This window comes from Micromonospora sp. LOL_015 (genome assembly GCF_048060275.1).
Classification (GTDB): Bacteria; Actinomycetota; Actinomycetes; order Mycobacteriales; family Micromonosporaceae; genus Micromonospora_E.
The window spans coordinates 165,224-189,023 of sequence record NZ_JBHMIO010000006.1; the positions used below are offsets into that span (position 1 = coordinate 165,224).

General features: G+C 70.6%; 24 protein-coding genes. 7 read left to right on the top strand and 17 right to left on the bottom strand.

All coding sequences use genetic code 11. From position 1 onward, the window contains the following. Window positions 1-40: 40 nt before the first annotated feature. The gene (locus ACFHWU_RS08760; RefSeq protein WP_416590257.1) at window positions 41-1,705 is read left to right on the top strand and encodes a phytoene desaturase family protein; all 1,665 of its coding nucleotides are present in this window, start codon (window positions 41-43) and stop codon (window positions 1,703-1,705) included. Window positions 1,706-1,742: 37 nt separating this feature from the next. Here ACFHWU_RS08760 and ACFHWU_RS08765 read toward each other — a convergent pair whose 3' ends face one another. Further along, the gene (locus tag ACFHWU_RS08765; RefSeq protein ID WP_416553054.1) at window positions 1,743-3,335 is read right to left on the bottom strand and encodes a Rieske 2Fe-2S domain-containing protein; all 1,593 of its coding nucleotides are present in this window, start codon (window positions 3,333-3,335) and stop codon (window positions 1,743-1,745) included. Window positions 3,336-3,498: 163 nt separating this feature from the next. On the opposite strand from ACFHWU_RS08765, the gene ACFHWU_RS08770 reads away from it, so the two are divergent. Continuing rightward, window positions 3,499-3,777, top strand: a complete 279-nt coding sequence (locus tag ACFHWU_RS08770) for a DUF2631 domain-containing protein (protein ID WP_416553056.1) — start codon at window positions 3,499-3,501, stop codon at window positions 3,775-3,777. 82 nt (window positions 3,778-3,859) lie between these two features. Here the strand turns inward: ACFHWU_RS08770 and ACFHWU_RS08775 are convergent, their stop codons facing one another. From ACFHWU_RS08775 to ACFHWU_RS08810, 8 genes are all read right to left on the bottom strand, one after another. Continuing rightward, window positions 3,860-5,008: a DivIVA domain-containing protein gene (locus ACFHWU_RS08775; protein WP_416553058.1), complete on the bottom strand. Its 1,149-nt coding sequence runs from the start codon at window positions 5,006-5,008 to the stop codon at window positions 3,860-3,862. Window positions 5,009-5,045: 37 nt separating this feature from the next. Next, window positions 5,046-6,173, bottom strand: coding sequence for a 23S rRNA (adenine(2503)-C(2))-methyltransferase RlmN (rlmN, locus tag ACFHWU_RS08780; RefSeq protein ID WP_416553060.1), 1,128 nt, complete (start codon window positions 6,171-6,173; stop codon window positions 5,046-5,048). 84 nt (window positions 6,174-6,257) lie between these two features. Beyond that, on the bottom strand, window positions 6,258-7,661 hold the full coding sequence (locus ACFHWU_RS08785) for a phosphatidate cytidylyltransferase (RefSeq protein WP_416568474.1): 1,404 nt from the start codon (window positions 7,659-7,661) through the stop codon (window positions 6,258-6,260). After that, the gene (gene frr / locus ACFHWU_RS08790) at window positions 7,661-8,218 is read right to left on the bottom strand and encodes a ribosome recycling factor (RefSeq protein ID WP_123604413.1); all 558 of its coding nucleotides are present in this window, start codon (window positions 8,216-8,218) and stop codon (window positions 7,661-7,663) included. Before frr ends, ACFHWU_RS08785 begins: the two co-directional genes overlap by 1 nt. A 79-nt stretch (window positions 8,219-8,297) precedes the next feature. Then, entirely contained in the window at window positions 8,298-9,065 is a 768-nt protein-coding gene (gene pyrH, locus ACFHWU_RS08795) for a UMP kinase (RefSeq protein ID WP_370461410.1), read from the bottom strand. Window positions 9,066-9,260: 195 nt separating this feature from the next. After that, the gene (gene tsf / locus ACFHWU_RS08800) at window positions 9,261-10,091 is read right to left on the bottom strand and encodes a translation elongation factor Ts (RefSeq protein ID WP_282229828.1); all 831 of its coding nucleotides are present in this window, start codon (window positions 10,089-10,091) and stop codon (window positions 9,261-9,263) included. A 39-nt stretch (window positions 10,092-10,130) separates the two neighbouring features. Next, window positions 10,131-10,979, bottom strand: coding sequence for a 30S ribosomal protein S2 (rpsB, locus tag ACFHWU_RS08805; protein ID WP_416553065.1), 849 nt, complete (start codon window positions 10,977-10,979; stop codon window positions 10,131-10,133). 223 nt (window positions 10,980-11,202) lie between these two features. Further along, window positions 11,203-12,069, bottom strand: coding sequence for a hypothetical protein (locus ACFHWU_RS08810; RefSeq protein ID WP_416590258.1), 867 nt, complete (start codon window positions 12,067-12,069; stop codon window positions 11,203-11,205). Between the two features lie 205 nt (window positions 12,070-12,274). Between ACFHWU_RS08810 and ACFHWU_RS08815 the strand changes: the two genes are divergently transcribed. From ACFHWU_RS08815 to ACFHWU_RS08835, 5 genes are all read left to right on the top strand, one after another. Then, window positions 12,275-12,637 (top strand): YraN family protein, encoded by a 363-nt coding sequence (locus tag ACFHWU_RS08815; protein WP_416553068.1) that lies wholly within the window; start codon window positions 12,275-12,277, stop codon window positions 12,635-12,637. A gap of 237 nt (window positions 12,638-12,874) precedes the next feature. Beyond that, window positions 12,875-14,392: a YifB family Mg chelatase-like AAA ATPase gene (locus ACFHWU_RS08820; RefSeq protein WP_416590259.1), complete on the top strand. Its 1,518-nt coding sequence runs from the start codon at window positions 12,875-12,877 to the stop codon at window positions 14,390-14,392. Then, window positions 14,392-15,648, top strand: coding sequence for a DNA-processing protein DprA (dprA, locus tag ACFHWU_RS08825; protein ID WP_416568477.1), 1,257 nt, complete (start codon window positions 14,392-14,394; stop codon window positions 15,646-15,648). Before ACFHWU_RS08820 ends, dprA begins: the two co-directional genes overlap by 1 nt. Further along, window positions 15,645-16,646 carry a tyrosine recombinase XerC gene (locus ACFHWU_RS08830; protein WP_416553074.1) on the top strand — a complete coding sequence of 334 codons (1,002 nt, stop codon included), beginning with the start codon at window positions 15,645-15,647 and terminating at the stop codon, window positions 16,644-16,646. The genes dprA and ACFHWU_RS08830 overlap by 4 nt, the downstream gene beginning before the upstream one ends. A 415-nt stretch (window positions 16,647-17,061) precedes the next feature. Continuing rightward, window positions 17,062-18,264 (top strand): aminotransferase class V-fold PLP-dependent enzyme, encoded by a 1,203-nt coding sequence (locus ACFHWU_RS08835; RefSeq protein WP_416590260.1) that lies wholly within the window; start codon window positions 17,062-17,064, stop codon window positions 18,262-18,264. On the opposite strand, the gene ACFHWU_RS08840 is transcribed toward ACFHWU_RS08835, so the two are convergent. The 8 genes from ACFHWU_RS08840 to trmD all read right to left on the bottom strand — a co-directional run bounded on the left by ACFHWU_RS08840 (window position 18,247) and on the right by trmD (window position 23,772). After that, window positions 18,247-18,804, bottom strand: a complete 558-nt coding sequence (locus ACFHWU_RS08840) for a M23 family metallopeptidase (protein ID WP_416568480.1) — start codon at window positions 18,802-18,804, stop codon at window positions 18,247-18,249. The genes ACFHWU_RS08835 and ACFHWU_RS08840 overlap by 18 nt on opposite strands. 123 nt (window positions 18,805-18,927) lie before the next feature. Next, a complete protein-coding gene (locus ACFHWU_RS08845; RefSeq protein WP_123604412.1) occupies window positions 18,928-19,251 on the bottom strand; it encodes a DUF2469 domain-containing protein in 324 nt (107 codons plus the stop codon). Further along, a complete protein-coding gene (locus ACFHWU_RS08850; protein ID WP_416568481.1) occupies window positions 19,248-20,096 on the bottom strand; it encodes a ribonuclease HII in 849 nt (282 codons plus the stop codon). Before ACFHWU_RS08850 ends, ACFHWU_RS08845 begins: the two co-directional genes overlap by 4 nt. Beyond that, the gene (locus ACFHWU_RS08855) at window positions 20,090-20,590 is read right to left on the bottom strand and encodes an NUDIX hydrolase (RefSeq protein WP_416553082.1); all 501 of its coding nucleotides are present in this window, start codon (window positions 20,588-20,590) and stop codon (window positions 20,090-20,092) included. Before ACFHWU_RS08855 ends, ACFHWU_RS08850 begins: the two co-directional genes overlap by 7 nt. Window positions 20,591-20,681: 91 nt before the next feature. Next, the gene (gene lepB, locus ACFHWU_RS08860; RefSeq protein ID WP_416553084.1) at window positions 20,682-21,320 is read right to left on the bottom strand and encodes a signal peptidase I; all 639 of its coding nucleotides are present in this window, start codon (window positions 21,318-21,320) and stop codon (window positions 20,682-20,684) included. Continuing rightward, window positions 21,317-22,165, bottom strand: a complete 849-nt coding sequence (lepB, locus tag ACFHWU_RS08865) for a signal peptidase I (RefSeq protein ID WP_416590288.1) — start codon at window positions 22,163-22,165, stop codon at window positions 21,317-21,319. The genes lepB (ACFHWU_RS08860) and lepB (ACFHWU_RS08865) overlap by 4 nt, the downstream gene beginning before the upstream one ends. Before the next feature lie 320 nt (window positions 22,166-22,485). Further along, window positions 22,486-22,842: a 50S ribosomal protein L19 gene (rplS, locus tag ACFHWU_RS08870; RefSeq protein ID WP_416553086.1), complete on the bottom strand. Its 357-nt coding sequence runs from the start codon at window positions 22,840-22,842 to the stop codon at window positions 22,486-22,488. Between the two features lie 156 nt (window positions 22,843-22,998). After that, entirely contained in the window at window positions 22,999-23,772 is a 774-nt protein-coding gene (trmD, locus tag ACFHWU_RS08875; RefSeq protein ID WP_278174412.1) for a tRNA (guanosine(37)-N1)-methyltransferase TrmD, read from the bottom strand. Window positions 23,773-23,800 lie beyond the last annotated feature (28 nt).

Consider the following 23,800-nt stretch of genomic DNA (forward strand, 5'->3'; position numbering starts at 1 on the left):
AGGCCCATCATGGACGCCGCACGGCGACTAGGGTCGGGACATGGGTACGTCACAGTCTCCGGCACCGCGACCCGACACGTCGGACCGCGCGGACCTGCCCAACACGGCCGGCCTGCCGGCCCGGGCCGACGTGGTCGTCATCGGGTCCGGGCACAACGGTCTGGTCGCGGCGGTCCTGCTGGCCCGGGCCGGGCTGAACGTGCTGGTGCTGGAGGCGGCCGAGGTGATCGGCGGCGCCACCCGCACCGAGCAGCCGTTCACCCGGGTGCCAGGGCTGCGCCACTCGACCGGCTCGTACCTGCTCGGGCTGATGCCGCCGGAACTGCTGGCCACCCTCGACGTGACCATCCCGGTGCTGCGCCGCGACCCGCACTACTTCCTGCCCACCCCGGGTGGGCCGGGGTCGCCGTACCTGCTGTTCGGCACGGACCGGGCCGCGACCCGGGCGCAGATGGCGGCGACTCTCTCCGCCGCCGACGTGGCCGCCGACGACGCCATGCAGGCCGAACTGGCGGCGCTACGCGACGACCTGGCACCGGCCTGGCTGGCCGAGCCGCTGCCGGTCGAGCAGACCGCGCAGCGCTACGTCCGCCCGGCGCTGCGGCAGGTCTTCATCGACCTGGTCCGCGGCTCGGTCGCCGACTACCTGGCCCGCTTCGAGTTCCGCTCCGAGCTGCTGGTCGCCATGTACGCCGTCACCGACGGGCTGAGCGGGCTGACCGCCGGCCCGGACGATCCCGCCACCGGCCATAACTTCCTGGTCCACAACATGTGCCGGCTGCCCGGCGCGGATGGCACCTGGATGATCGCCGCCGGCGGGATGGGCACCGTGTCGCGGACCTTCGCCGACGCCGCCCGAGCCGCCGGGGCGCGGATCGTCACCGACACACCGGTCACCGGGATCACCGTGGACGCCGGCAACGCCAGCGGCGTCGTCGTCGCCGACGGCCGGTCGGTTGCCGCCGAGGTGGTGCTCGGTGCCTGCGACCCGTACCGGCTGCTGGAGCTGGCCCCCGACGGCGCGCTGCCGGCCATGTTGACCGACCGGATGGCCGCCACCCGCCGGCCGGGCAGCACGTTGAAGGTCAACCTGGCGCTGACCGGGCTGCCCCGGTTCAGCTGCCTGCCGGACGCCGCGCCCAGCCCGTTCGGGGCCACCATCCATCTGCTGCCCGGGTCGGCGTCGCTGCTGCCCGGCGGCGGCGAGTCGCCGATGACCGCGCTGCGGGCGATGTGGGCCGATGTGCGGGCCGGCCGGCTGCCGGCCGAGCCAACCATCGAGTGGTACCTGCATACCACGGCCGACCCGTCACTGCGCGACGCCGCCGGACATCACTCGTCGGCGTTGTTCGTCCAGTCGGTGCCGTGGCAGCCGACGGGTTCGTCGTGGTCGACCCAGCTGCCCGGGTACGTCGAACAGCTGCTGGCCGTCTGCGACCGGTACGCGCCGGGCACCAGCACGCTGGTCGCCGACGCGGTGCCGCTCGCCCCACCCGGCATCGAGGCGCACTTCGGCATCACCGGAGGGCACATCCACCACGTGGACAACACCGTGTCGTTCACCGACCGGATGCCGTACGCCACCGGGCTGCCCGGCCTGTACGCGGGCAGCGCCGGCTGTCACCCGGCGGGCAGTGTGATCGGCGCCGCCGGGCACAACGCCGCCCGGCGGATCCTCACCGACCTGGGGCGCGGCGGACGTTAGGCGCGGCGGTCCCCAGGCCGTCGGCGCCAGGCAGGTGCTAGGCCTGCGCCGCCGGCTCGCCGGCCGGGATCTGGCACTCCGCCGGTGCCGGAGTGCCCGCCCGGCGGGCCCGGATCTCGTGCCCTACGCTGGTCAGGCACCGCCCGCTGGTCAGGTCGAACCGCCAACCGTGCAGCTGGCAGGTGAGCTGATCGCCGTCGATGATGCCGAACCGGGTCAGGTCGGCCTTCAGGTGCGGGCAGCGGCGCTGCACGATCCAGTCACCGATCTTGACGTCCTCGGCGTCCGGGCGTTGCTCGGCGTACCAGCCCTCGGCGTACTGCAGCCGCTCAGTGGACAGGCACTTGAAAAAGGCGTAGACGAACTCGTTGTACTGGCCGATCCGCGCGGCGGAGAACCGGCAGGACAGGAAGAGCGAGTTGACCCAGTCGACCTCGCCGGTGTGCAGCAGGTGCTCCACCAGTGCCCGGTCGGTGCGGAACCGGTAGCGGACCTTCTCGTCGGCGTACGGCCGCACCTGCTTGCCGGGGAAGTCCACCACGATCGACTCGACCGACTCGCCGTCGTAGTCGACCAGGTCGAACCGGACCGGGCCGCCGACCCCTTTGGCCAGGTAGACCGACTCCTCCAGCAACGGCTCGATACGACGTTTCATCTCGCCCAGTACGTCAATCTCCGGGTGCCGCCAGGAGGCCTTCTCGGCCTCGATGACCGGGCGCTTGCGCTCCCGCATCTCAACCAGGTGGGCCTGCTTGTTGGCGAAGAACTCGTCGACCGGCTGCGGGTGCGTGGTGCGGCAGTCGTCGGCGGTGACCTCGGCGACCGAACCGGGCAGGAGCACCACTCCGTTGGTGCCGCCGACCTTTGTGTACTCGGACAGGAAGACCTGCTGGTCGGGGAAGATGTTGCCCTCGTCGCCGTGGATGTCGTTGAACTGCCACAGCGCGTCGTCGAGGAAGCAGGGCGGCCCGGCGATCGGAAAGACGTACGATGCCTTTAGATCATCGATGTACCGCCAGGTGCGATCGAACTGGCGCTCCCGTTTCTGCTTGCCGAAGGCGGTCTTGGCGTTGGTGGGCAGCTCGTAGACCATCGGGTACCAGATGGCGCCGGAGAACTGCAGCAGGTGGGCGTGCACGTGGCCGAGTGCGGCGAAGACCGACAGATCGGTGGGACGGGCGTCGTTCTGGTTGAGCAGTCGGATGCCGTCGTGTTCGACCCACAACGACGAGTCACCGATCGGGCCGTCGGTCGGGCTGGTCAACGCCTGGATCATGACGTTGAGGCCGCCGTCCAGCTCGACCACCTCGTTGGTCTTTGTCCGTAGAAAGCTGGTGAAGCCGAGCTCACGCAGCTCGTCCTCCAGCTCCGAGGTGGGGTACTCGGGCAGCAGCACGGTCGCCTTCTTCGACACGAAGTGCTTGAGGTGCGCCGCGTCGAAATGGTCCCGGTGCAGGTGGGAGACGTACAGATAGTCGACCTGTCCGAGGGATTCCCAGTCCAACTGGGAGTTGTCCGGAAAGGGAAACCATGAGGCGAAGTAGGCCGGGTTGACCCACGGGTCGCACAGGATGCTGCCCGCAGCCGTGTCGATCCGCATACTGGCGTGCCCGGTTCCCGTCAGTCGCACCGTACAGACCCCCTCGGTCACAAGCGATGTGTACGCCGGAAACGCTACCGGAGGCAGCAGTCGCCCCGGCTGGCGACGTCCGGATCCACCAGCTCCCGCACGGGTCCCACGGCGGGGTCGCGATGCCGCGCTCGCCGGCACCATGCCAGACTGGGCGGGATCCATGCGAGTGACCGGGCTCCGTTCATCGGAACGGGCCGGTTCGAGAGGAGGACCAGCCGTGGCCGGAACCGAGCCGGTGACCTCACCCGACCAGCACAAGCCGGGCCATCGCAAGTTGGGGCGGATCGGTGCTGTCGTTTCAGCGTTGGTGTTGCTCTCCATGCTGATCGGCAACCATGAGGGCCGCGTCGAGGACATCTGGCTGATCGGCCTGGCCGTTGGACTGCTGGCCATCGTTGTCGGCGACGCCGTGCTACGACGCAACGGCTTGCGTTCCTGACCGGGCCCGGGCCGCACCGCTGGCGCTGATCCGGCGCCTGACCGCTGGCGCTGATCCAGCCAAGGGCGGCCGCAGCCGGCGGTCACCGGCCGCGCTGCAGGATGTCCTGTACCTCCTTCAGTGCGGCGTCGACCTCGGCCTCGAAGTAGCCGCCGGTGACCAGCCCGAACTGCACCGTGTCGAGTTCCGCCGTGTCCACCGGCATCGGTCCCCGGCCGGCCATCGCGGTAAGGAGTTCCTCGAACAGCCGGTCCACCTGCGCCGGGTCGTAGCCGCTGCCGAACCGGCGGACCTGGAAGGTCCGCCGGATCTGGTCCACCCGCTGCAGGCTGCCACCACCGGACGGTCCCGCCGGTCCGCCCGGCAGGTGGCCGGGGCTGCCCGGCCCACCCGGGTAGCCGGCGACGCCTGGCTGACCCGGCATCGCCGGGCGGCCGCCCGCCATGCCCTGGTGGCCACCGCCGGGAGGGCCGCCCATGCCGGGGTGGCCGCCAGCCATCCCAGGGTGGCCGCCGGGGGAACCACCCATGCCGGGATGGCCGGGGTGTCCACCTGGCGGCGGACCGGACGGGCCAGATCGCCGATCCGGGAAGTAGACCTCGGCCGTCATGTCGGCCTTGCCATGCCGGCCCTGCTCGAAGCCGTCGAACCGACCGTCCGGGCCGGGACCGAAGCCGCGGTGCGGCCCGCCCGGTGCCGGGACCGGCGGGCCGCCTGCCGGAGCTCCCGGCGGGTAGCTGCCCCGGGGGTCCTCGTAGCGGCCGTAACTGCCGGTCGGCTGGTCGGCGTAGTGGCCGTACGGATCGGGGGCCGGCCCCGGCTGACCGGGCATCGGCCCCGGCTGACCGGGCATCGGCCCCGGCTGACCGGGCATCGGCCGCGGCGGCAGCGCGGCGGCGGCCGACGGCACGGGACGATCGTCACGCCCGGCCGGGGTCAGCCGGTCGGGGCGGCCGGCACGGGTGTCCGCGCCACGACCGGCTGGGCCACGCTCCTCCAGCTCGGTCAGCTGTCGTTCCACCCGGTCCAGGTGCAGGTCGACCTGCCATTCGTCGTAGCCGTTGAACCGGACTCTGAATACGACATCGTGCACTTCCTGTGCGGAAACCGGTGACCCCACCGGCTCGCCGGCGAGTGTGGCCTCGACACGGTCGAGGAAGGCATCCACTTCGTCGACCTTGTAGCCCCGACGAAGCGCCCGGCGCCGGAAGCGCTGTCCCTGACTCGCCACTACGTCTCCTGATTCACTCGCTGATCACACCGGTAGCTCACGACGCCGTCTCAGCGGCCGCGAGCTGCCCGCATGCTCCGTCGATCTCCCGGCCCCGGGTGTCGCGGACGGTCACCGCGACGCCGGCTGTACGCAGCCGACGAACGAATTCCCGCTCGATCGGCTTGGGACTGGCGTCCCAACGACTGCCCGGAGTCGGATTGAGCGGAATAAGATTCACATGGGCCATGCGACCAGCCAGCAATCGACCCAGCAGATCGGCTCGCCATGGCTGGTCGTTCACATCCCGGATCATCGCGTACTCGATGGACACCCGCCGACCTGTACGGTCCGCGTATTCCCACGCGGCGTCCAGGACTTCGGCGACCTTCCACCGTTGGTTGACTGGCACGAGTTCGTCGCGCAGATCATCATCGGGCGCATGCAACGACAGCGCAAGAGTTACCGATAGGTCTTCCCCGGCGAGACGGCGCATCGCCGGCACCAGTCCGACGGTCGAGACGGTCACATGCCGCTGCGACAGGCCCAGCCCTTCCGGTGGTGGCGCGCAGAGCCGGCGGACGGCGGCGATCACCCGGCCGTAGTTGGCCAACGGTTCGCCCATCCCCATGAAGACGACGTGCGACAGCCGGGGCGGTGACCCGGTGACGCCACCCGCCGCGGCTACTCCCGCGAGGTGGACGACCTGGTCGATGATCTCCGCGGTGGACAGGTTTCGGGTCAGCCCGGCCTGACCGGTGGCGCAGAACGGACAGGCCATCCCGCACCCGGCCTGGCTGGACACGCAGACGGTCACCCGGTCCGGGTAACCCATCAACACGCTCTCCACCAGGGCTCCGTCGTGCAACCGCCAGAGCGCCTTGCGGGTGGCACCGCTGTCACACGCGTCTTCGCGCACCGGAGTGAGCAGGGTCGGCAACAGCCGCTCGGCGACCCCGGCCCGGACGGCGGCCGGCAGATCCGTCATCGCCTGCGGGTCCCGGGTCAGCCGGCCGAAGTAGTGCGTCGAGATCTGCTTCGCCCGGTACGCGGGCTGGCCGAGCCCGGCCAGCAGCGTCTGCCGCTGGCCGAGATCGAGATCGGCCAGGTGCTGGGGCGGCAGGGCGGGGCGACCGTCGGACGCGGCGGTCACCGGACGGCTCGGGGTCAGTGGCAGACTTCTCATGGCAGGACCAGTCTCCCACGATCCCGCCGTGGCCAGCTCGCCACGGTGGGCGAATCGACCGGCCACCCCCTTCTGAACGACCGCTCAGCCGGCCAACGCGATCAACGACAGCACGAGGTAGGAGACCGGCAACGCGAACAGGATCGAGTCGAGCCGGTCCATCAGCCCGCCGTGTCCGGGTAGCAGGTTGCTCATGTCCTTGACCCCGAGATCCCGCTTGAGCATGGACTCGCCGAGGTCCCCCAGCACAGCCGCGACCGACACCGCCACGCCGAACAGCGCCCCCCACAGCGGCATGACGTCGAGCAACAGAAACAGCAGCACCGCGCTGCCGATCCCGGCGGCGGCCACCGACCCGGCGAAGCCTTCCCAGGACTTCTTCGGGCTGATCGTCGGTGCCATCCGGTGCCTGCCGTAGAAGACGCCAGCGGCATAGCCACCGGTATCGGAGAGGATCACCGCGGCCAGGGTGACCAGAATCTGCAGGTCGCCGTCCGGCCGACTGGCCAGCAACGCGGCGAAACCGCCCAGAAACGGGACGTAGACCGTGATCAGCGTGGCCGTGGCCGCGTCCCGCTGATACCCGGACGGTCCGTCGCCCAGCCGCCAGATCAGCATCGCCAGGACCGTCACCAGCAGCCCGAGCGCCAGAGCATCCGGGCCGATCCGCCAGGCCAGCACGGACATCAGCGCGCCACCGGCAAGCAACGGGGTCATCGGCGGGCGGGCGCCGCTGGTGCGCACCGCTCGGATCATCTCCCAGGTGCCCAGGCTGACGGCGGCCAGCAGGACGACCAGGAAGGCTGGCCGCCACAGGAACAACGAACCGAGCACCACGACGACCAGCCCGAGGCCGACGCCGATGGCGGCCGGCAGATCTCGACCGGCTGACGGCCGACGGTCGGCAGCCGGCGATGCGTTCCCGGTTTCGCCGGACGGATTCTGACCGGCCCGACGAGAGCCGGTCGGCTCCGGCAGCGGCTGATCCGGGTCGGAGCGCTCGGTCGCCGGCCGGGCCGGACCAGACCGGCCGGATCGACGGCGTCGCGCGCCGGCCCGCCGACGCGCTGCCGAGCTGTCGGGCCCGACCTGCGGGTCCGGGTCCGTCGACGGCTCTGTCTGCTCGCCGTCCCGGTACCCGGTCGACCAGTGACCGTTGCCGTGACCGTTGCCGGTCGGCGCGCCGGCTTGGGGCAGACCGCCGTTGCCGAGGTGGGAACCGGCATTCGGGAAATCCCCGGTACCGGTGTACGGCCCAGTGGGGAGGGGACCGCCATGGGCCGCACCCCCGTACGCGGCGCCCCCGTAACCGGCGGTACCGTAACCGGCGCCGGGCACTCCGTTCGGGCCGCCGTACGGCTGGGACCGCTCGGCCAGCGGGTGGCCGTTACGGGTCTCCGGAGCTGACGGTTCGGGCGCGGCGCCGGGGTGCCGCGCCCTCGTTCGAGCGTCCGGTTGATCGCCGCCAGCGGTCTCGGGGTAGGACATCAGACCTCGAGCAGCTCGGTTTCCTTGTGTTTGACCAGATCGTCGACGCTGGACACGTACCGGTGGGTGAGATCGTCCAGTTCCTTCTCGGCCCGGCGTCCCTCGTCCTCGCCGGCCTCGCCGTCCTTGACGATGCGGTCGAGTTCTTCCTTGGCCTTGCGACGGACGTTGCGGATGGCGACCTTGGCGTCCTCGCCCTTGCCGCGCGCCACCTTGATCATCTCTCGCCGGCGGTCCTCGGTCATCTGCGGCAGCAGGATCCGGAGCTGGGTCCCCTCGTTGTTGGGGTTGACTCCGAGGTCCGAGTCGCGGATCGCCTTCTCCATCGCGGCGAGCTGCGACATGTCGTACGGCTTGACGATGGCCATCCGCGGCTCGGGCACCCCGACGGATGCCATCTGGGTGATCGGCGTCGGGGTTCCGTAGTAGTCAAGCACGATGCGGGAAAACATCGCCGGAGTGGCCCGACCGGTCCTGATCGCGCCCAACTCCTCCTTGGCGTGCTCGACGGCGCGCTCCATCTTCTCCTCTGCTTCGAGCAGAGTCTCCTCGATCACCTGTTCCGTCGCCTCCTTCTGATGGTCCGGTGTCCCTGCTGGCACCTGCCGGTACGGATCCGCCGCACGGTCCGGCCGGTTAGGTCGTGATCAAGGTACCGATGCGCTCGCCGGCGACTGCGCGCACGATCGTGTCGTCGCCCTGCGCGCCGAAGACCAACATCGGCAGGTCGTTGTCCATGCAGAGGCTGAACGCGGCGGCGTCGGCGACCCGCAGCCCGCGCCGCAGCGCCTCGGCGAAGGTCACCGTGTCGAGCTTGCTGGCGGTCGGGTCGGTCCGTGGATCGGCGGTGTACACCCCGTCCACGCCGTTCTTGCTCATCAGCACCACGTCGGCGTGGATCTCCAGGGCACGCTGCGCCGAGACGGTGTCGGTGGAGAAGTACGGCATACCGGCACCCGCGCCAAAGATCACCACACGGCCCTTTTCCAGGTGCCGGATCGCCCGCAGCGGGATGTACGGCTCCGCGACCTGGGCCATCGTGATGGCGCTCTGCACCCGGGTTTCGACGCCTTCCTTCTCCAGGAAGTCCTGCAGGGCCAGGCAGTTCATCACAGTGCCCAGCATGCCCATGTAGTCGGCTCGGGCCCGGTCCATACCGCGCTTCTGCAGCTCGGCACCGCGGAAGAAGTTACCGCCGCCGACCACCACCGAAACCTGGACCCCGAGCCGGGAGACAGTGGCGATCTGCCGGGCGATGTCCTGCACCACATCCGGATCGACGCCGATCGCTCCGCCGCCGAATACCTCTCCGGACAGTTTCAGCACCACCCGCCGGGACCGACCGGGTGGGGGCGCGGTCGGGTCGTCCGCCGCCAGCGTGTGTCCACTCATTACCTGCGTCATCCGACCCGCCCTTCGTTAGCTGCCCTCAGCGCCGCCGTACTCACCCTCGTGCCCACACTACGGAACGAGGAGGCCGTGGTGCCTGTCACGTACACCAACGGCCTCCTCTGTCGATCGATCGTCTCGATCCTCACCGGGGACCTGCCTGCGCGGCCGCCGACCGGCCGACGCGCCGGACACCCGGCCCGGACCGGGTCAGGCCTGGCCGACCTCGAACCGGACGAACCCGGTCACATCGATGCCGGCCTCAGCCAGCACCTTCTTGACCGTCTTCTTGTTGTCCGCCACCGAGGCCTGCTCCAGCAGGACGAAGTCCTTGAAAAAGGCGTTCACCCGGCCCTCGATGATCTTCGGCATGGCCGCCTCTGGCTTGCCCTCCTCGCGGGCCGTCTGCTCGGCGATCCGGCGCTCCGACTCGACCGTCTCCGCCGGCACCTCCTCACGGGTGAGGAAGCGCGGCCGCATCGCGGCGATCTGCATCGCCACACCGCGGGCGTCGGCGTCGGCCGCCTCGTCCTCCTTGCCGGAGTACGCCACCAGGACGCCCACCTGCGGCGGCAGGTCCTGCGCCTTGCGGTGCAGATAGACCGTGACGGTGCCGTCGAGCCGGGCGAACCGGTTGAGCACCAGCTTCTCGCCGATCTTGGCGGACTGTTCCTGGACCGCGTCGGCGACCGGCCGACCGTCCGGCAGGGTGGAGCTGAGCAGCGCCTCCGCGTCGGTGGCCTTGATCTGCTCGCCGTGCTCGACCAGCAACTGCGCGAAATCGATGAAGTCGGTGTTCTTCGCGACGAAGTCGGTCTCGCAGTTGAGCTCCAGCAGCGCCGACCCGGCGTGGGCCACCAAGCCGTTCGCGGCGGTGCGGCCGGCCCGCTTGCCGACGTCCTTGGCACCCTTGATCCGCAGAATCTCGACGGCCTTGTCGAAGTCGCCCTCGGCCTCCTGCAGCGCCTTCTTGCAGTCCATCATGCCGGCGCCGGTGAGGTCGCGGAGCTTCTTGACGTCCGCGGCGGTGAAGTTGGACATGACTCTCTCTTCAGTCTCGTCAGACGGCTTGGGTGGTCGTCATTCCGCAGCGGCGGCAGCGGGCTCGTTTTCCTTGCCGGCCGAGGGCTCGTTCTCCTTGTTGGCCGGCCCCTCAAGCAGCTCGCGCTCCCACTCGGGCAGCGGCTCGTCGGTGGCCACGGCGCCCGGCTCCGGCTTCTCCTCGGCACCACGCGACTTGCCGGAACGGGCAATCAGACCATCCGCCACGGCGGTCGCGACGACCCGGGTGAGCAGCTCGGCGGAGCGGATCGCGTCGTCGTTGCCCGGGATCGGGAAATCGACCTCGTCCGGGTCACAGTTGGTGTCGAGCACCGCGATCACCGGAATGCCCAGCTTGCGGGCCTCGTCGACGGCGATGTGCTCCTTCTTCGTGTCGACGACCCAGATCGCCGCCGGCACCTTCTGCATGTCCCGCAGGCCGCCGAGCGTACGGCTGAGCTTGTCCTTCTCCCGGGACAGCTGCAGGGTCTCCTTCTTGGTGTAGCCCTGCGCGGTGCCGGTCAGGTCCAGCGCCTCCAGCTCCTTCATCCGCTGCAGTCGCTTGTACACCGTCTGGAAGTTGGTCAGCATGCCGCCGAGCCAGCGGTGGTTGACGTACGGCTGACCGACCCGGGTCGCCTGCTCGGCGATGGCCTCCTGCGCCTGCTTCTTGGTCCCGACGAACAGGATGTTGCCGCCGTCGGCCACCGTGTTACGGACGAAGGTGTACGCCTTCTCGATGTAGTCGAGGGTCTGGCGCAGGTCGATGATGTAAATGCCGTTACGCTCAGTGAAGATGAACCGCTTCATCTTCGGATTCCAGCGCCGGGTCTGGTGCCCGAAGTGCACACCGCTCTCCAGCAGCTGACGCATGGTCACCACGGCCATGGTGTCTTCTCCCTGTACGTCCCTGGTTGTCACGCCGGCCGGCGGCCGGGCGTCCTGGCGCCCGGTCGGCGGTCATGGTGGGCCTGAATGATCAGGACCAGGGGACCGTCGCCCCCACGGCTGTCGCCGGGGAGAAGGGCGCGCGAGGTCGACCGCACGAGGCGGTCGCCGGTTGTCAAGTGTACGCCCTGCGCCGGGTCACGACCCGGCCAGCCCGCATGGTTCAGCCCGCGAGTCCGGCCACCACGAACAGCAGCAGGCCGACCAGCAGATGCGCGGTCGGTGGACGCAGCCACGCCTCGACCGGGGAACCCACCTTGGTCGCCCCGGTGGCCAGCGCGTAGAGACCGATACCGAACGCGGGCAGTCCGATCATCAGCGCCGTACCGGCGACCACCGCGCCGACCTCGGCCGGATCGGCCAGCGCTCCGTCCAGCAACAGCCGCAACGCCGGCACCTCGAAGATCATCACCAGGACGGCGAACAGGATCCCCAGCGCAGGACGTCGACTGCGGTACACCCCGTCGCTAACTACGCTGCCCACCGGTGCCCGCCGGCCGCCGTACTCCCCCATCGACGGCGGATCACCGGCCGGACGGGGGGTGACCGGCGGCATGAGCCCGGTGGGAATGTCGACCGAACTAGCCGACTCGTCCGGCCGCGCCGGGTCGGGCCGCCGACCGGGGTCGGGCCGCCTTGCGGACTCGGACCGCCGGCCGGCATCGACCGTTGGACCCGGCTCCGACCGGGGCTCCGGGGTCGCGAACGGTGGACCGCTCGCCGGTCCGGGCGGTGCCGACGCCGGCGGAGCAAACGGCGGTGCCGACGCCGGCGGAGCAAACGGCGGTGCCGACGCCGGTTCCGGCGCCGCGCGCCGCCGGCCACCTTCCGTCGTATCCGCCCGGGCAGCCCGGGCTGCCCGCAGTTCACCGGTGCTGTCGCCACTGGCGTACCGGCTGGTGCCGCCGAACGGATCGTCACCGAACCGGTCGCTGCTCGACTCGGTGGATTGCCAGGACGGATCGACGTAGGTGCGCTCGGAGTACCACCGGGGATCGGGGTCGTCCGGATAGTTTCGGTTCGGGTCCACGGACAGGGACCGTATGTCACCGCAACCGCCGCCGCCACTCGGGTCCGCTCCACTGACCTCTCGGGCGATCTTGTACCGGTGCTGGTAGACCGGCGCTAGCAGGTCGGCGGCCGGTGCCCTCGCGGCATCCACAGCAAGCCCGCCGTCCACAACCACGGCGTACCGCACCGGGCGTGAGCCAGCACCGCCGGGCACTTTGCCGGACATGACCAACATCAGGCAGGCCGTCGGCGCCTACGGCGAACGCTGTGCGGTACGGCACCTCGTTGACGCCGGGCTCATCGTCATCGAACGCAACTGGCGCTGTGCGGCCGGCGAGATCGACATCATCGCCCGGCACGCCGACACCATCGTGTTCTGCGAAGTGAAGACCCGACGCAGTGACCGCTACGGCGCGCCGGAGGAAGCGGTCACCGCGGCCAAGGCCCGGCGGATCCGCCGGCTGGCCGCTGGCTGGCTGGCCGCCAACCCGGGACATGGCCGGCGGCCGGTGCGATTCGATCTGATCTGCGTGACCGTCGGTCGGTCCGGCGCGGCCCAGGTCCGGCGCCTGACGGCGGCCTTCTGACCAGCATCGCCCGACCCGTCGGCGTCGCCCGGCAGCCGCCGCCTAGCAGCCGGCGTCAACCGGTTTCCGCGTTGTCCACAGCGGGACCTTCGTCCACAGGCGCGCACCTGCCCGGCCCGGCGGCCCGGTCGTGGACAGCCACCGTCGTGCCATGAGAAACGACATCCATCGCCCGCCGCGCGCCGACGACCGACCACCACCATCCACGGAGGACGACCGACCGCTGGAGACCGGACGATGAGCTACGCGAAGGTGCTCTGCGTCGGCCTGGTCGGCGTCACCGGGCATCTCGTGGAGGTGGAGGCCGACCTCGCCGCCGGGCTCCCCGCAGTGATCATCTCGGGGTTGCCGGACACCACCCTGCACGAGGCACGGGACCGGGTACGCGCCGCGATCGTCAACTCCGGGCAGCACTGGCCGAGCCGGCGGATCACCGTCAACCTGCTACCGGCGACGCTGCCCAAGATCGGTTCGGGGTTCGATCTCGCAGTGGCCACCGCGTTGCTCGGCGGCACCGGAGAGCTGCCGCTTGCCCCGGTCGACGGTGTGGCGCTGCTCGGCGAGTTGGGCCTGGACGGCACGGTACGGCCGGTGCGCGGCCTGCTGCCCATGGTGGTGGCAGCGGCCCGGGCCGGGGTGACCCAGGTGGTGGTGCCGGCCGCCAACGCGGCCGAGGCGGCGGTGGTGCCGGGGGTGCGGGTCAAGGCCGTCGACACGCTGCACCGGCTGATCGCGTTCATCCGCGGCGCCGACGAGCTGCTCGATCCCCCGCCACCGAAGCCAGGCGTCGTCCAGGCCGGTCCGGACCTCGCCGACGTCGCCGGGCAGGCGTTCGGCAAGCGGGCCCTGGAGATCGCCGCCGCCGGCTGCCACCACCTGGCGCTGATCGGGCCGCCCGGTGCCGGCAAGACCATGCTGGCGGAACGGCTCCCCGGTCTGCTGCCGCCGTTGGACGACACGGCGGCGCTGGAGGTCTCCGCGCTGCACTCGATCGCCGGAGTGCTGCCACCGGGCAGCGCCCTGCTACGCCGACCGCCGTTCCAGGCCCCGCACCACTCGGCGACCGTCGCATCGCTGGTCGGCGGCGGTTCCGGGCTGGCCCGCCCCGGCGCGGTCTCACTGGCCCATCATGGTGTCCTGTTCCTCGACGAGGCACCCGAGTTCCACAGCCGGGTGCTGGATTCGTTGCGGCAGCCGCTGGAGAAGGGGCGGGTGCTGATCACCCGTGCCCTGGGGGTCACCGAGTACCCCGCCCGGTGCCAGCTCGTGCTCGCGGCCAATCCGTGCCCGTGCGCCCGGCCGGCGGGCGATCAGTTCTGCGAGTGCCCGCCCGTGGTACGGCGCCGCTACCGCAACCGGCTGTCCGGTCCCCTGATGGATCGCATCGACCTGCAGGTGAGCCTCACCGCGCTGCGGGCCGTGGACCTGATGACGAACCAGCCGCCGGCGGAACCGACCGCGACGGTGGCCGCCCGGGTGGCCGCCGCCCGTGAGGCCGCCCGGCAGCGCTGGGCCGGCCAGGGCTGGCGGACCAACTCGGTGGTCCCCGGGCCCGCGTTACGACGCCCGCCGTGGCGGCTGGCCGCCGGCGAGACCGCCGCACTGCGGCGGCGGCTGGACGTCGGGGCGATCTCCGCCCGCGGCTTCGACCGCATTCTGCGACTCGCCTGGTCAATCGCGGACCTGGACGGACGGTCCCGGCCGGACTCGACCGACATCGACGAAGCCATCCAGCTGCGGACGGGCGAGCTGTGATGCCGGGCACCGAACCGGCCGGCAGCCGGCTGGCCCGGATCGCGTTGACCTGGCTCGCCGAGCCCGGAAACGAAGCCGTTCACCGGCTCGTGGCGGCGGTCGGTCCGGTCGAGGCGCTGGCCCGGCTACGCGGCGGGTGGAGTCCGGACGAACCGACCCGGACGGCGAGCTCCGCGCGGCTGGCGACCGCCGATCCGCTGCAGGTGGCCGCCGCCGCTCTCGACCGGGCGGCGCGGGTCAGCGCCCGGCTGGTGACGCCGGAGGATCCGGACTGGCCGCGCCAGGTCGAGGACCTGACCCGGCTGGCCCGTCGCCCCGACGGCGGGTCGGGCGGTGCCGGTTACCGGGGTTCCCGCGACGGTGCGCCACCGCTGGCCATGTGGGTACGCGGGCCACGGCCGCTCGCCGAGGCGCTGGCCCGTTCGGTCGCCGTGGTCGGTTCCCGGGCACCCAGCGAGTACGGACGTCACGTCAGCATGGAGTTCGGCCACGGCCTTGCCGAGCAGGGTTGGACGATCGTCTCCGGAGGTGCGTACGGCATCGACGCCTGCGCCCATCGCGGTGCGCTCGCCGCTGGCGGCTGCACGGTAGCGGTGCTGGCCTGCGGGATCGACCGGCCGTACCCCGCCGGCAACACCGCGATGTTCGACCAGATCGCCGAGTCCGGGCTGCTGGTCAGTGAGTGGCTGCCCGGCGCCGAGCCGCTGCGGCACCGGTTCCTCACCCGCAACCGGTTGATAGCCGCCGCGACGGCCGGGACCGTGCTGGTCGAGGCCGGTGCCCGTAGCGGAGCCGCCCAGACAGTCCGGCGCGCGTTGGCCCTGGGCCGGGCGACCATGGTGGTGCCGGGGCCGATCACCTCCGCCGTGTCGGTCGGCTGTCACGAGATTCTGCGCGACCACCCGCAGGCCCGGCTCGTCGCCGGGGTCGCCCACGTGCAGGAGGAGATCGGCCGGATCGGTATCGACCTCGCACCACCACCACGCGGGCCCGAGCGTCCCCGTGACTCGCTCGACCCCCAGGCGGCGCGGGTCCTGGAAGCGGTTCCCGGCCGTGGCTCGGTCGACCTGGACGAGCTGGCCGGCCGAGCCGGCGTCGACATCCGCACCGCCATGCGTAAGGTCTCCGCTCTGCAGGCCCGAGGCCTGCTCACCGGCGCGGATGGGCGTTACCGGTTGCCGCCCCGGTCCGCCACCGGGGTCGGTCGGCGTGGCGACTTGACCGATCAGGCCGCCGGGCCGACGGTCGGGGGATGAGCGACGACGGCAGCCGGGGCACCGCCGCGCGGCACGCCGGGTTGCCGTCCGGCCTGCGCGACGCCGTGGACGCCTTCGCGCGGCACCTCGCTCTGGTCGACAACCGTTCGGCCCACACCGTACGGGCGTACGTCGGTGACGTCGTGTCGCTACTCGACCACGCCGCCCGGATGGGGGTCTACTCACCCGCCGGACTCGACATCACGGTGTTGCGCAGCTGGCTGGCTCGGCAACGGACGTTCGGCGCCGCCCGCGCCACGCTGGCCCGGCGGGCGGCGGCCGCCCGTGCCTTCAGCGGCTGGGCGCACCGAACCGGATTGACCAGAGCCGATCCCGGTGCGGCGCTGGCCAGCCCTCGACCGCACCGGACGCTGCCGGCGGTGCTGCGGGTCGAGCAGGCCGCGCAGCTGATGCCGGACGGCGACGGCACCGACTCGGAGGCTCAGCCGGCCGGGAAACAGACCCGGGAACCGACCGGCACCGGTCCGGACGGCCCGCTGCGGCTGCGCGACCGGCTGGTCCTGGAGCTGCTGTACGCGACCGGGGTCCGGGTGAGCGAACTCTGCGGGCTCGACCTCGCCGACCTCGACCCGGGCCGACGGGTACTCCGGGTGCTGGGCAAGGGCGGCCGGGAGCGGACCGTGCCGTACGGGGTGCCGGCCGGGGCGGCAATCCACGACTGGCTGGCCCGGGGGCGACCGACGCTCGAGTCGCCCCGCTCCGGCGGGGCGCTACTGCTCGGCGCGAAGGGTGGCCGGCTCCAGGCCACGGTGGTGCGCCGGATCGTCGCCGCGGCTGCCCGCGACGCGGGCTTACCCCGCGTCACCCCGCACGGACTGCGCCACTCGGCGGCCACCCACCTGTTGGAGGGTGGCGCCGACCTGCGGTCGGTCCAGGAGTTGCTCGGGCACGCCTCGCTGGCCAGCACCCAGCTCTACACCCACGTGTCGGTGGAGCGATTGCGGGCGGCGTACCGGCAGGCACATCCGCGGGCCTGAGGCTGCCGGCCCGGGGAGGGGCCGCTCGCCGGACCGGGCCGAGACGGCTCGCCTAGAATGTGCCGTTGGCATCTCCCCCCTGCTGAAGCAGGGAGATTCGACCCTCACGGGTCGAGTTCTCTGCTTCGCCGACCACAGCCGACCCGAATCAACGGCAAGGGACAGAGTACCGCCCATCGGTCTTACACAGACTCCACAGACGTTACTTCCCACCAGCCCGGAGGTAGGCCGACCGGCTTGGTTGTCGTCGGAAGGGCAACGCCTCGTTAGCACACCTGTCCGCACGCCGGGTGCCCTGGCGCGCGGGTACTGGACGTCGATCCGCCTCGGCGACGAATCGACTTCCCCTGTCCTGCTCCGCAGGAGTCCGTTTCCTCCCCGGCCGGACGGCCGGAGTATCCACGGAAGGCATCTGATGAGCGGCGGCCTGGCCCCACCCGAACCGCTACCCGGCGCACGGATGCTGTTCTCCCTCGACCCAGCGGTCACCCACCTCAACCACGGCGCGTTCGGCGCGGTCCCGGTCTCGGTACAGCGGGTGCAGCAGCGGCTACGCGACGAGATGGAGGCCGACCCGCAGCGGTTCTTCACCCAGGGTCTGCTGGATCGGATCGGCCACACCCGCCGCCATCTGGCCGCTTTCCTCGGCGCCGACCCGGAATGCGCCGCACTGGTCGACAACATCACCGTCGCCGCCGCTACCGTGCTGCAGACGCTGCGTCTGGGTAGCGGTGACGAGGTGCTGTTGACCGACCACGGGTATGGCGCGGTCGCGCTCTCGGTCGAGCGGGAGTGCCGGCGTACTGGCGCGACGGTACGAGTCGTAGCGGTGCCGCTGGGGGCACCGGCCGAGGAGGTCGTCGAGCGGCTGCGCGCCGCGCTCCGGCCGGGCCGGACCCGACTACTCGTGGTCGACCAGGTCACCTCGTCGACCGCGCAGGTGTTTCCGGTCGCCGAGCTGGTCCCGGTGGCCCGTGACGCCGGCGTACCGGTCCTGGTCGACGCCGCCCACGTACCGGGGATGCTGGCGGTCGAGGTCGACCGGATCGGCGCCGACTTCTGGGTGGGCAACCTGCACAAGTGGGCGTTCGCGCCGCGCGGCACGGCGCTGCTGGCGGTCGCGCCCCGATGGCGGGAACGGCTTGAGCCGCTGGGAGTCTCCTGGGAGCAGGAATCCGGGTTCCCGTCGCGGGTGGAGTGGCAGGGCACCCGCGACTACACCGCGTGGCTGGCTGCGCCGGCTGGCCTGTACGCGTTGCGCAGCCTCGGCCTGGACCGGGTCCGAGCGCACAACGCCGCACTGGTCGGTTACGGCCAGCGGACCATCGCCGACGCGCTAGGGGTCCCGCCGCAGCGGCTGCCGGTACCCGATCCGCACCGACCGGAGTCGGCCCAGCTGGCCATGCGCCTGGTCCCGCTACCGACCGGCGTGGCCGACAGCGCTGTCGCAGCGGCCGCGCTGCGTCGTCGGATCGCCGACGACCTGGCCACTGAGGTGTCGGTCGCCTGGTGGTCCGATCGGGCGTGGTTGCGAATCTGCGCTCAGGTCTACAACCGGGCAGCAGACTACGACCGGCTCGCGGAGCTGCTGCCCGCGCTGCTACACCGGGCCGGCTGACCCGAGCGGCAGCAGGCGGACACGTCCGTTGCCGAGCAACAGCAACGGATCGAGGTAGCTGCCGTCCGTCAGCCGCAGGCCCCAGTGCAGGCACGCGTCGGCAGGACAGCCTGGATGGCCTTCGGTGACGGCGCCGATCGGACGGCCGGCGCTGACCGCAGTGCCGACAGCGAGCCAGCCGTCCACGGGTTCGTATGTGGTCCTGAATCCACCCGGGTGGCTGATGCTGACCACGCCCCGGTCGACGATCCGACCGGAGTGGCTGACCGTACCGGCTCCGGCGGTGTACACGGTGGCACCGACGTCAGCGGTGAGATCGACGCCCCGGTGTCCGCGCCCCCAGGGCACCGGGGGCGGGTCGAATCGGCGGCTCAGCGTGACGGCGCCGGCCAGTGGCAGGTGGAAACGCGGGTCTGCGGCTGGGCGCGCGGACCCGGTCGGTTGTGGTTTGGCAGCGGCGACCGACACCGTGGCGGGGACTGCGGGCGCAGTGCTGAACAGGATCGCCGCGACCAGTATCGGCAGGAGCAGGAATCTCATGCCGACAGGCTGGCACCCGACCGGGGTACGGCCTCGATGTGCGGACGACAGGCTGTGGATGCTGGCTCAGCTGTGGAAAACGGAACTCGCCGCAGTCGATCTGCTATGGACCGGCCATTGATGTCAGCCGCTGAATCCGGAATCTGCCGGTAGTGAGATTTCCGGCTTGTCCAACTCTTCCACATTTACATCTTTGAACGTCATTACTCTGACGTTCTTCACGAAACGGGCAGGACGATACATGTCCCACACCCAGGCATCGTGCATCTCGACCTCGAAGTACACCTCGCCGTCAGAATTGCGCACGTGCAGGTCGACCTGGTTCGCCAGGTAGAAGCGACGCTCGGTCTCGACGACGTACGAAAACTGGCGGACGATGTCGCGGTACTCCCGGTAGAGCTGCAGCTCCATCTCTGTCTCGTACTTCTCGAGATCCTCGGCGCTCATCGCCATCCGCCTTCCATGACCACATCTTTCCCCAGTAGCGCCGGTTGGCGAAGCTGCTCGTCCAACGCCACGCCGACGGTACCCCGGATGGGGTCCGGACGCCCCATCGGCTCACGGATGCCGATCTCGGCCGAGCCGGTTCCATCGGCCCGGCCAGCTTCAGCGGCCGGTCGGCGGGAGCGGGGTGGACTCGCGGACCGGCCCGAGGCGGCCGCCACGTTGGCGTACGAGAACCGGTGCTCGACACACGGCCCCTGCCGACTCAACGCGGCCTGATGCTCGGCGGTGGCGTAGCCCTTGTGCTCGGCGAAGCCGTAACCCGGGAACCGCCCGTCGAGCTCGACCATCAACCGGTCCCGAGTGACCTTCGCGAGCACACTGGCCGCCGCCACGCAAGCTGCCACCCGGTCGCCCTTCCACACCGCGAGCCCGGGCGCACCGAGCCCGTCAACGCCGAACCCGTCGATCAACACGTACTCAGGTGCGGGGCTGAGCCCGGCCAGTGCCCGGCGCATCGCGGCGAGATTGCACACGTGCAGGCCCCGACGGTCGATCTCGTCGGCTGATACGACCACGATCCGGTGGGCGAGTGCCCGGTCACGAACCGAGGCGTAGACCCGCTCCCGCGCCGCCGGGGTGAGCAACTTCGAATCGGCCAGTCCGTCGATCTCGCCCCGGCGGCCCGGCGCGAGCACCACTGCGGCCGCCACCAGCGGCCCGGCGCACGCACCCCGGCCGGCCTCGTCAGCGCCGGCCACATGGGCGAACCCGCGCCGCCGCAGAGCCTGCTCCAACGCATAGAGCCCGGCGTCGCGACGCACCACGGTACGCGGTGGAGTCAGCACAGTTCGGCCTCTCCCGTCAGCCGGCGCAGCAGGGTCGGCAGCTCCGGCGGATAGACCCGTTCCCGGGTGGTCGCGAGCTCACCGACCGACCACCACCGATGGGCGTCGATCGTACGGCGTTCGATGTCGTCGAACCCGCTTGTGTCGACCTGCCAGTTGGGCACCCGCAGCAGGAAGAAGTGTTGTTCCTGGCGGTACCACCAGCCGTCGAACGGGAACTCGACGGTTTCCCGCCAGACCGGCGCGCCCAACTCGGTAGGTTTCACGCGCAGGCCGGTCTCCTCGGCCAACTCGCGGACCGCGCCGTCGACCGGGTTCTCGCCGGACTCCAGTCCACCGCCGGGGGTGAACCAGTACCGGTGTCCGGGACGGGCCGGATCGCACCCGCGTAGCAGCAACACACGACCCGCAGAGTCGACGAGCAGGACCCGGGCCGCGTACCGGTTGCGCGCCGGCTCCGGCGCGCGGTCCACCGTCAGCTCCGCGTCGGTCACCCGACCAGAGTAGGAGAACAAGCCGGCCGGCACGACAGGTGGGCCGCAGCCGCTGCCGAGCGCACCGTCCGGGTTGGCGTGGACCGACCGGTCACGGTCCCGAACTCGGAACGGTTTCGAACGGCTCCGGCACGGTGAGCCAGGTGGCCCGGTCCAGTGGCCAGAAGACGGTGAACGCTCGGCCGACCACGGCGCCCTCGGAGATGGTCGCGTAGTCGATGTCGCCGCTGCGGTCCCAGTGCTCCAGCGAGTCGCCCGAGGCCGACCGATGGTCGCCCATCACCCAGAGCCGTCCTTCCGGCACGGTGATGTCGAACGGACCGACCGCGGCGGGATCGCTGATCCCGCCCTCGGAGTAGATGTACGGCTCGTCCAGCGGCTGGCCGTTGATGATCAACCGCTCCTCGGCGTCACAGCACTCGACCCGGTCTCCACCGACCCCGATGATCCGCTTGATGAAGTCCTCACCGTCCGGGTTGCTGCTCCACTCCGGTGGCGCCCGGAACACGACGATCTCGCCGCGCTCGGGCGATCGGAAGTGGTAGACGACCTTGTTGACCAGCACCCGGTCGTTGATGTCGAGGGTGTGCTCCATCGACGGCGACGGAATGTAGAAGGTCTGCAGGACGAACGCCCGGACCAGGACCGCGACGAGGACCGCCACACCCAACAGGATCGGTAGTTCGCGCCAGAAGGAACTGGGCTTCTTCTCGGTCTGCTCGTCGATCACAACCGGAGCCTACGACGTCTGGCTGAGAACAGCGGCACGGAGCGCGAAGCAAAAAGTAGCGGAATCATCACCGGTAGCACGATCACCAGGTCACCGGAGGTCTCCGGAACGTCCGCCGGCTGGTCGACCGCCGCCGGGGTCGGAGCCGTCGGCGGCAGGCTGTCGAAGGTGTCCGGCACGGACAGTCCGTCCCAGCGGTCCTGGGGCCAGACGATCACAAAGGCCCGACCGATGACGTTGTCGATCGGCACCGGGCCCTGGCAGCGGGAGTCCTGTGAGACCAGTCGATGGTCGCCCATCACGAACAGCTGTCCAGGCTCAACCACGACCTCAGCGAACTGCCGGGATCGGCACTCACCTGGGCTCGGTGGGACGTCCAGCGGCGAGTCCTCCAGGACGTAGCCGGCCTCGTCCAGCGGCTGGTCGTTGACGGTCAACCGGCCCTGGTCGTCGCAGCAACGAATCCGGTCACCCGGCACGCCGATGACCCGCTTGATGAAGTCTTTCTCACCCGGTCGACCAACCCCGACCAGATCGCCAACGGTGCGGCCGAGTTTAGCGACGAAACCGAGGTCCGGGTCGTCGGTGGGCTCCGGTGCCCAGTCGTTGGTGCCCCGGAAGACGATGACCTCGCCGCGCACCGGATCCCGGACGTCGTAAACAACTTTGTTGACCAACACCCGGTCACCGACCAGCAGCGTGTCCTCCATGGAGCCGGACGGGATGAAGAACGCCTGCAGCAGGAAGGAGCGGATCAATACCGCCAGGCAGAAGGCCACCACCAGCAACAGCGGCAACTCCTGCCACAGTGGCATCTGCCGACGCCGGCGCTGCACCATCTGCATGCCGGACCGGCCCGACCGACGCGGGCGTGCCACCGACCGGCCGTCCCGACGGTTGCGCTGCGAGCGCGCGCCCGACGCGGCCCGCCGCTGCCACTGATCCTGGTCTCCTTGTTGATACACGCTACGCATCTCCCCGGTCCCGAGACACGGCGCTACCGCCCACGGCGCCTCTCGTCAGGCGCCACGAGCGGTAGCACAGTTGACTCCCGCCGCCGCGACGATCGCCGCGGACGTAGCGCTCCCCATCGGTCACTACCGCAAGGGTAGTTGGCGAAAGCTCCCAGCGGCAGTCCTGAGATCGGGAACCGGGATCAGCGGGCTCAGCTGACCTGCTTTTCCCGCTTCTCTTTGATCTTGGCGGCCTTGCCACGGAGTTCCCGCAGGTAGTACAGCTTGGCGCGACGGACGTCACCACGGGTCACCATCTCGATCCGGTCGATGGCCGGGCTGTTGACCGGGTAGGTCCGCTCGACTCCGACACCGAAGCTGATCTTGCGGACAGTGAAGGTCTCCCGCAGGCCGGCACCCTGCCTGCGGATCACCACGCCCTGGAAGACCTGCACCCGGGAACGGTTACCTTCGACGACCCGGGCGTGCACCTTGAGCGTGTCACCGGCGCGGAAGTCCGGAAGGTCGGTCCGCTGCGACTGGGCGTCAAGAGCGTCCAGCGTGTTCATCGCTGCATCCTTGGGCTACTCAAGGCGCACCGTCTCGCGGTGCGCGGATGGATGATTCTGATCCCGGGCCGGAACGCTCGATGCCTCAACGTTCGATGCCTTCCCGCTGGCGGGATCCTCGCAGCCGGACACGCATGCCCGTCTGCGGCAACCCCACTACTCTGCCACATCACCGGCCGGCAGTTGAAATCCGGCCGCCACCAGCAGCGCAATGTCTTTTTTGTCGAGTTTTCCGGCAGGCAGTCCGGCGATCAGATCCGGCCGACGCGACGCCGTACGGAGCAGCGCCTGATCTCGCCGCCACCGGGCGATCCGGCCGTGATCGCCCGATCGTAGTATCTCCGGCACCTCGCGTCCTCGCCACTGCGGCGGCTTGGTGTAGACCGGCCCCTCCAGCAACCCGTCCGAGTGGGACTCCTCGACGAGCGATCCGGCGTTGCCGAGCACTCCGGGAATCAACCTGGTCACCGCCTCCAGGATGGCCAGCACGGCGACCTCGCCGCCGAAGATGACGAAATCACCGAGGGACACCTCGGTCACCGGCAGCGCTGCCGCCGCCTCGTCGATCACCCGCTGGTCGATCCCCTCGTAGCGGCCACAGGCGAAGATCAGTCGGGGCTCGGCGGCCAACCGCTGCGCCATCGCCTGGTCGAACCGCTCCCCCACCGGGGTCGGCACCACCAGCCGCGCGGGCGGCCGTCCGGCAGCGGCCAACTCGTCCAACGCCGCACCCCACGGCTCCGGGCGCATCACCATTCCGGCACCACCGCCGTACGGAGTGTCGTCCACCGTCCGATGCACGTCGTGCGTCCAGCGGCGCAGGTCGTGCACCTCGACACTGAGCAGGCCGGCCCGGCGCGCCCGGCCGATCAGCGACAGGTCCAGCGGCGCCAGATAGTCCGGAAATATGGTGACGACGTCTACCTGCAGCGCCGCCGCGCCGGACGGCATCGGGGCG

Excerpts from the sequence above, each read along its gene's own strand:
- ACFHWU_RS08770 (WP_416553056.1), top strand. The coding sequence starts at position 3,499 with ATGCGAGTGACCGGGCTCCGTTCATCGGAACGGGCCGGTTCGAGAGGA.
- ACFHWU_RS08840 (WP_416568480.1), bottom strand. The coding sequence starts at position 18,804 with ATGAGATTCCTGCTCCTGCCGATACTGGTCGCGGCGATCCTGTTCAGC.
- ACFHWU_RS08760 (WP_416590257.1), top strand. The coding sequence starts at position 41 with ATGGGTACGTCACAGTCTCCGGCACCGCGACCCGACACGTCGGACCGC.
- rpsB (WP_416553065.1), bottom strand. The coding sequence starts at position 10,979 with ATGGCCGTGGTGACCATGCGTCAGCTGCTGGAGAGCGGTGTGCACTTC.
- ACFHWU_RS08820 (WP_416590259.1), top strand. The coding sequence starts at position 12,875 with ATGAGCTACGCGAAGGTGCTCTGCGTCGGCCTGGTCGGCGTCACCGGG.
- rlmN (WP_416553060.1), bottom strand. The coding sequence starts at position 6,173 with ATGAGAAGTCTGCCACTGACCCCGAGCCGTCCGGTGACCGCCGCGTCC.
- pyrH (WP_370461410.1), bottom strand. The coding sequence starts at position 9,065 with ATGACGCAGGTAATGAGTGGACACACGCTGGCGGCGGACGACCCGACC.
- ACFHWU_RS08835 (WP_416590260.1), top strand. The coding sequence starts at position 17,062 with ATGAGCGGCGGCCTGGCCCCACCCGAACCGCTACCCGGCGCACGGATG.
- lepB (WP_416590288.1), bottom strand. The coding sequence starts at position 22,165 with ATGCAGATGGTGCAGCGCCGGCGTCGGCAGATGCCACTGTGGCAGGAG.
- ACFHWU_RS08830 (WP_416553074.1), top strand. The coding sequence starts at position 15,645 with ATGAGCGACGACGGCAGCCGGGGCACCGCCGCGCGGCACGCCGGGTTG.
- ACFHWU_RS08785 (WP_416568474.1), bottom strand. The coding sequence starts at position 7,661 with ATGTCCTACCCCGAGACCGCTGGCGGCGATCAACCGGACGCTCGAACG.
- ACFHWU_RS08815 (WP_416553068.1), top strand. The coding sequence starts at position 12,275 with ATGACCAACATCAGGCAGGCCGTCGGCGCCTACGGCGAACGCTGTGCG.
- rplS (WP_416553086.1), bottom strand. The coding sequence starts at position 22,842 with ATGAACACGCTGGACGCTCTTGACGCCCAGTCGCAGCGGACCGACCTT.
- ACFHWU_RS08845 (WP_123604412.1), bottom strand. The coding sequence starts at position 19,251 with ATGAGCGCCGAGGATCTCGAGAAGTACGAGACAGAGATGGAGCTGCAG.
- tsf (WP_282229828.1), bottom strand. The coding sequence starts at position 10,091 with ATGTCCAACTTCACCGCCGCGGACGTCAAGAAGCTCCGCGACCTCACC.
- dprA (WP_416568477.1), top strand. The coding sequence starts at position 14,392 with ATGCCGGGCACCGAACCGGCCGGCAGCCGGCTGGCCCGGATCGCGTTG.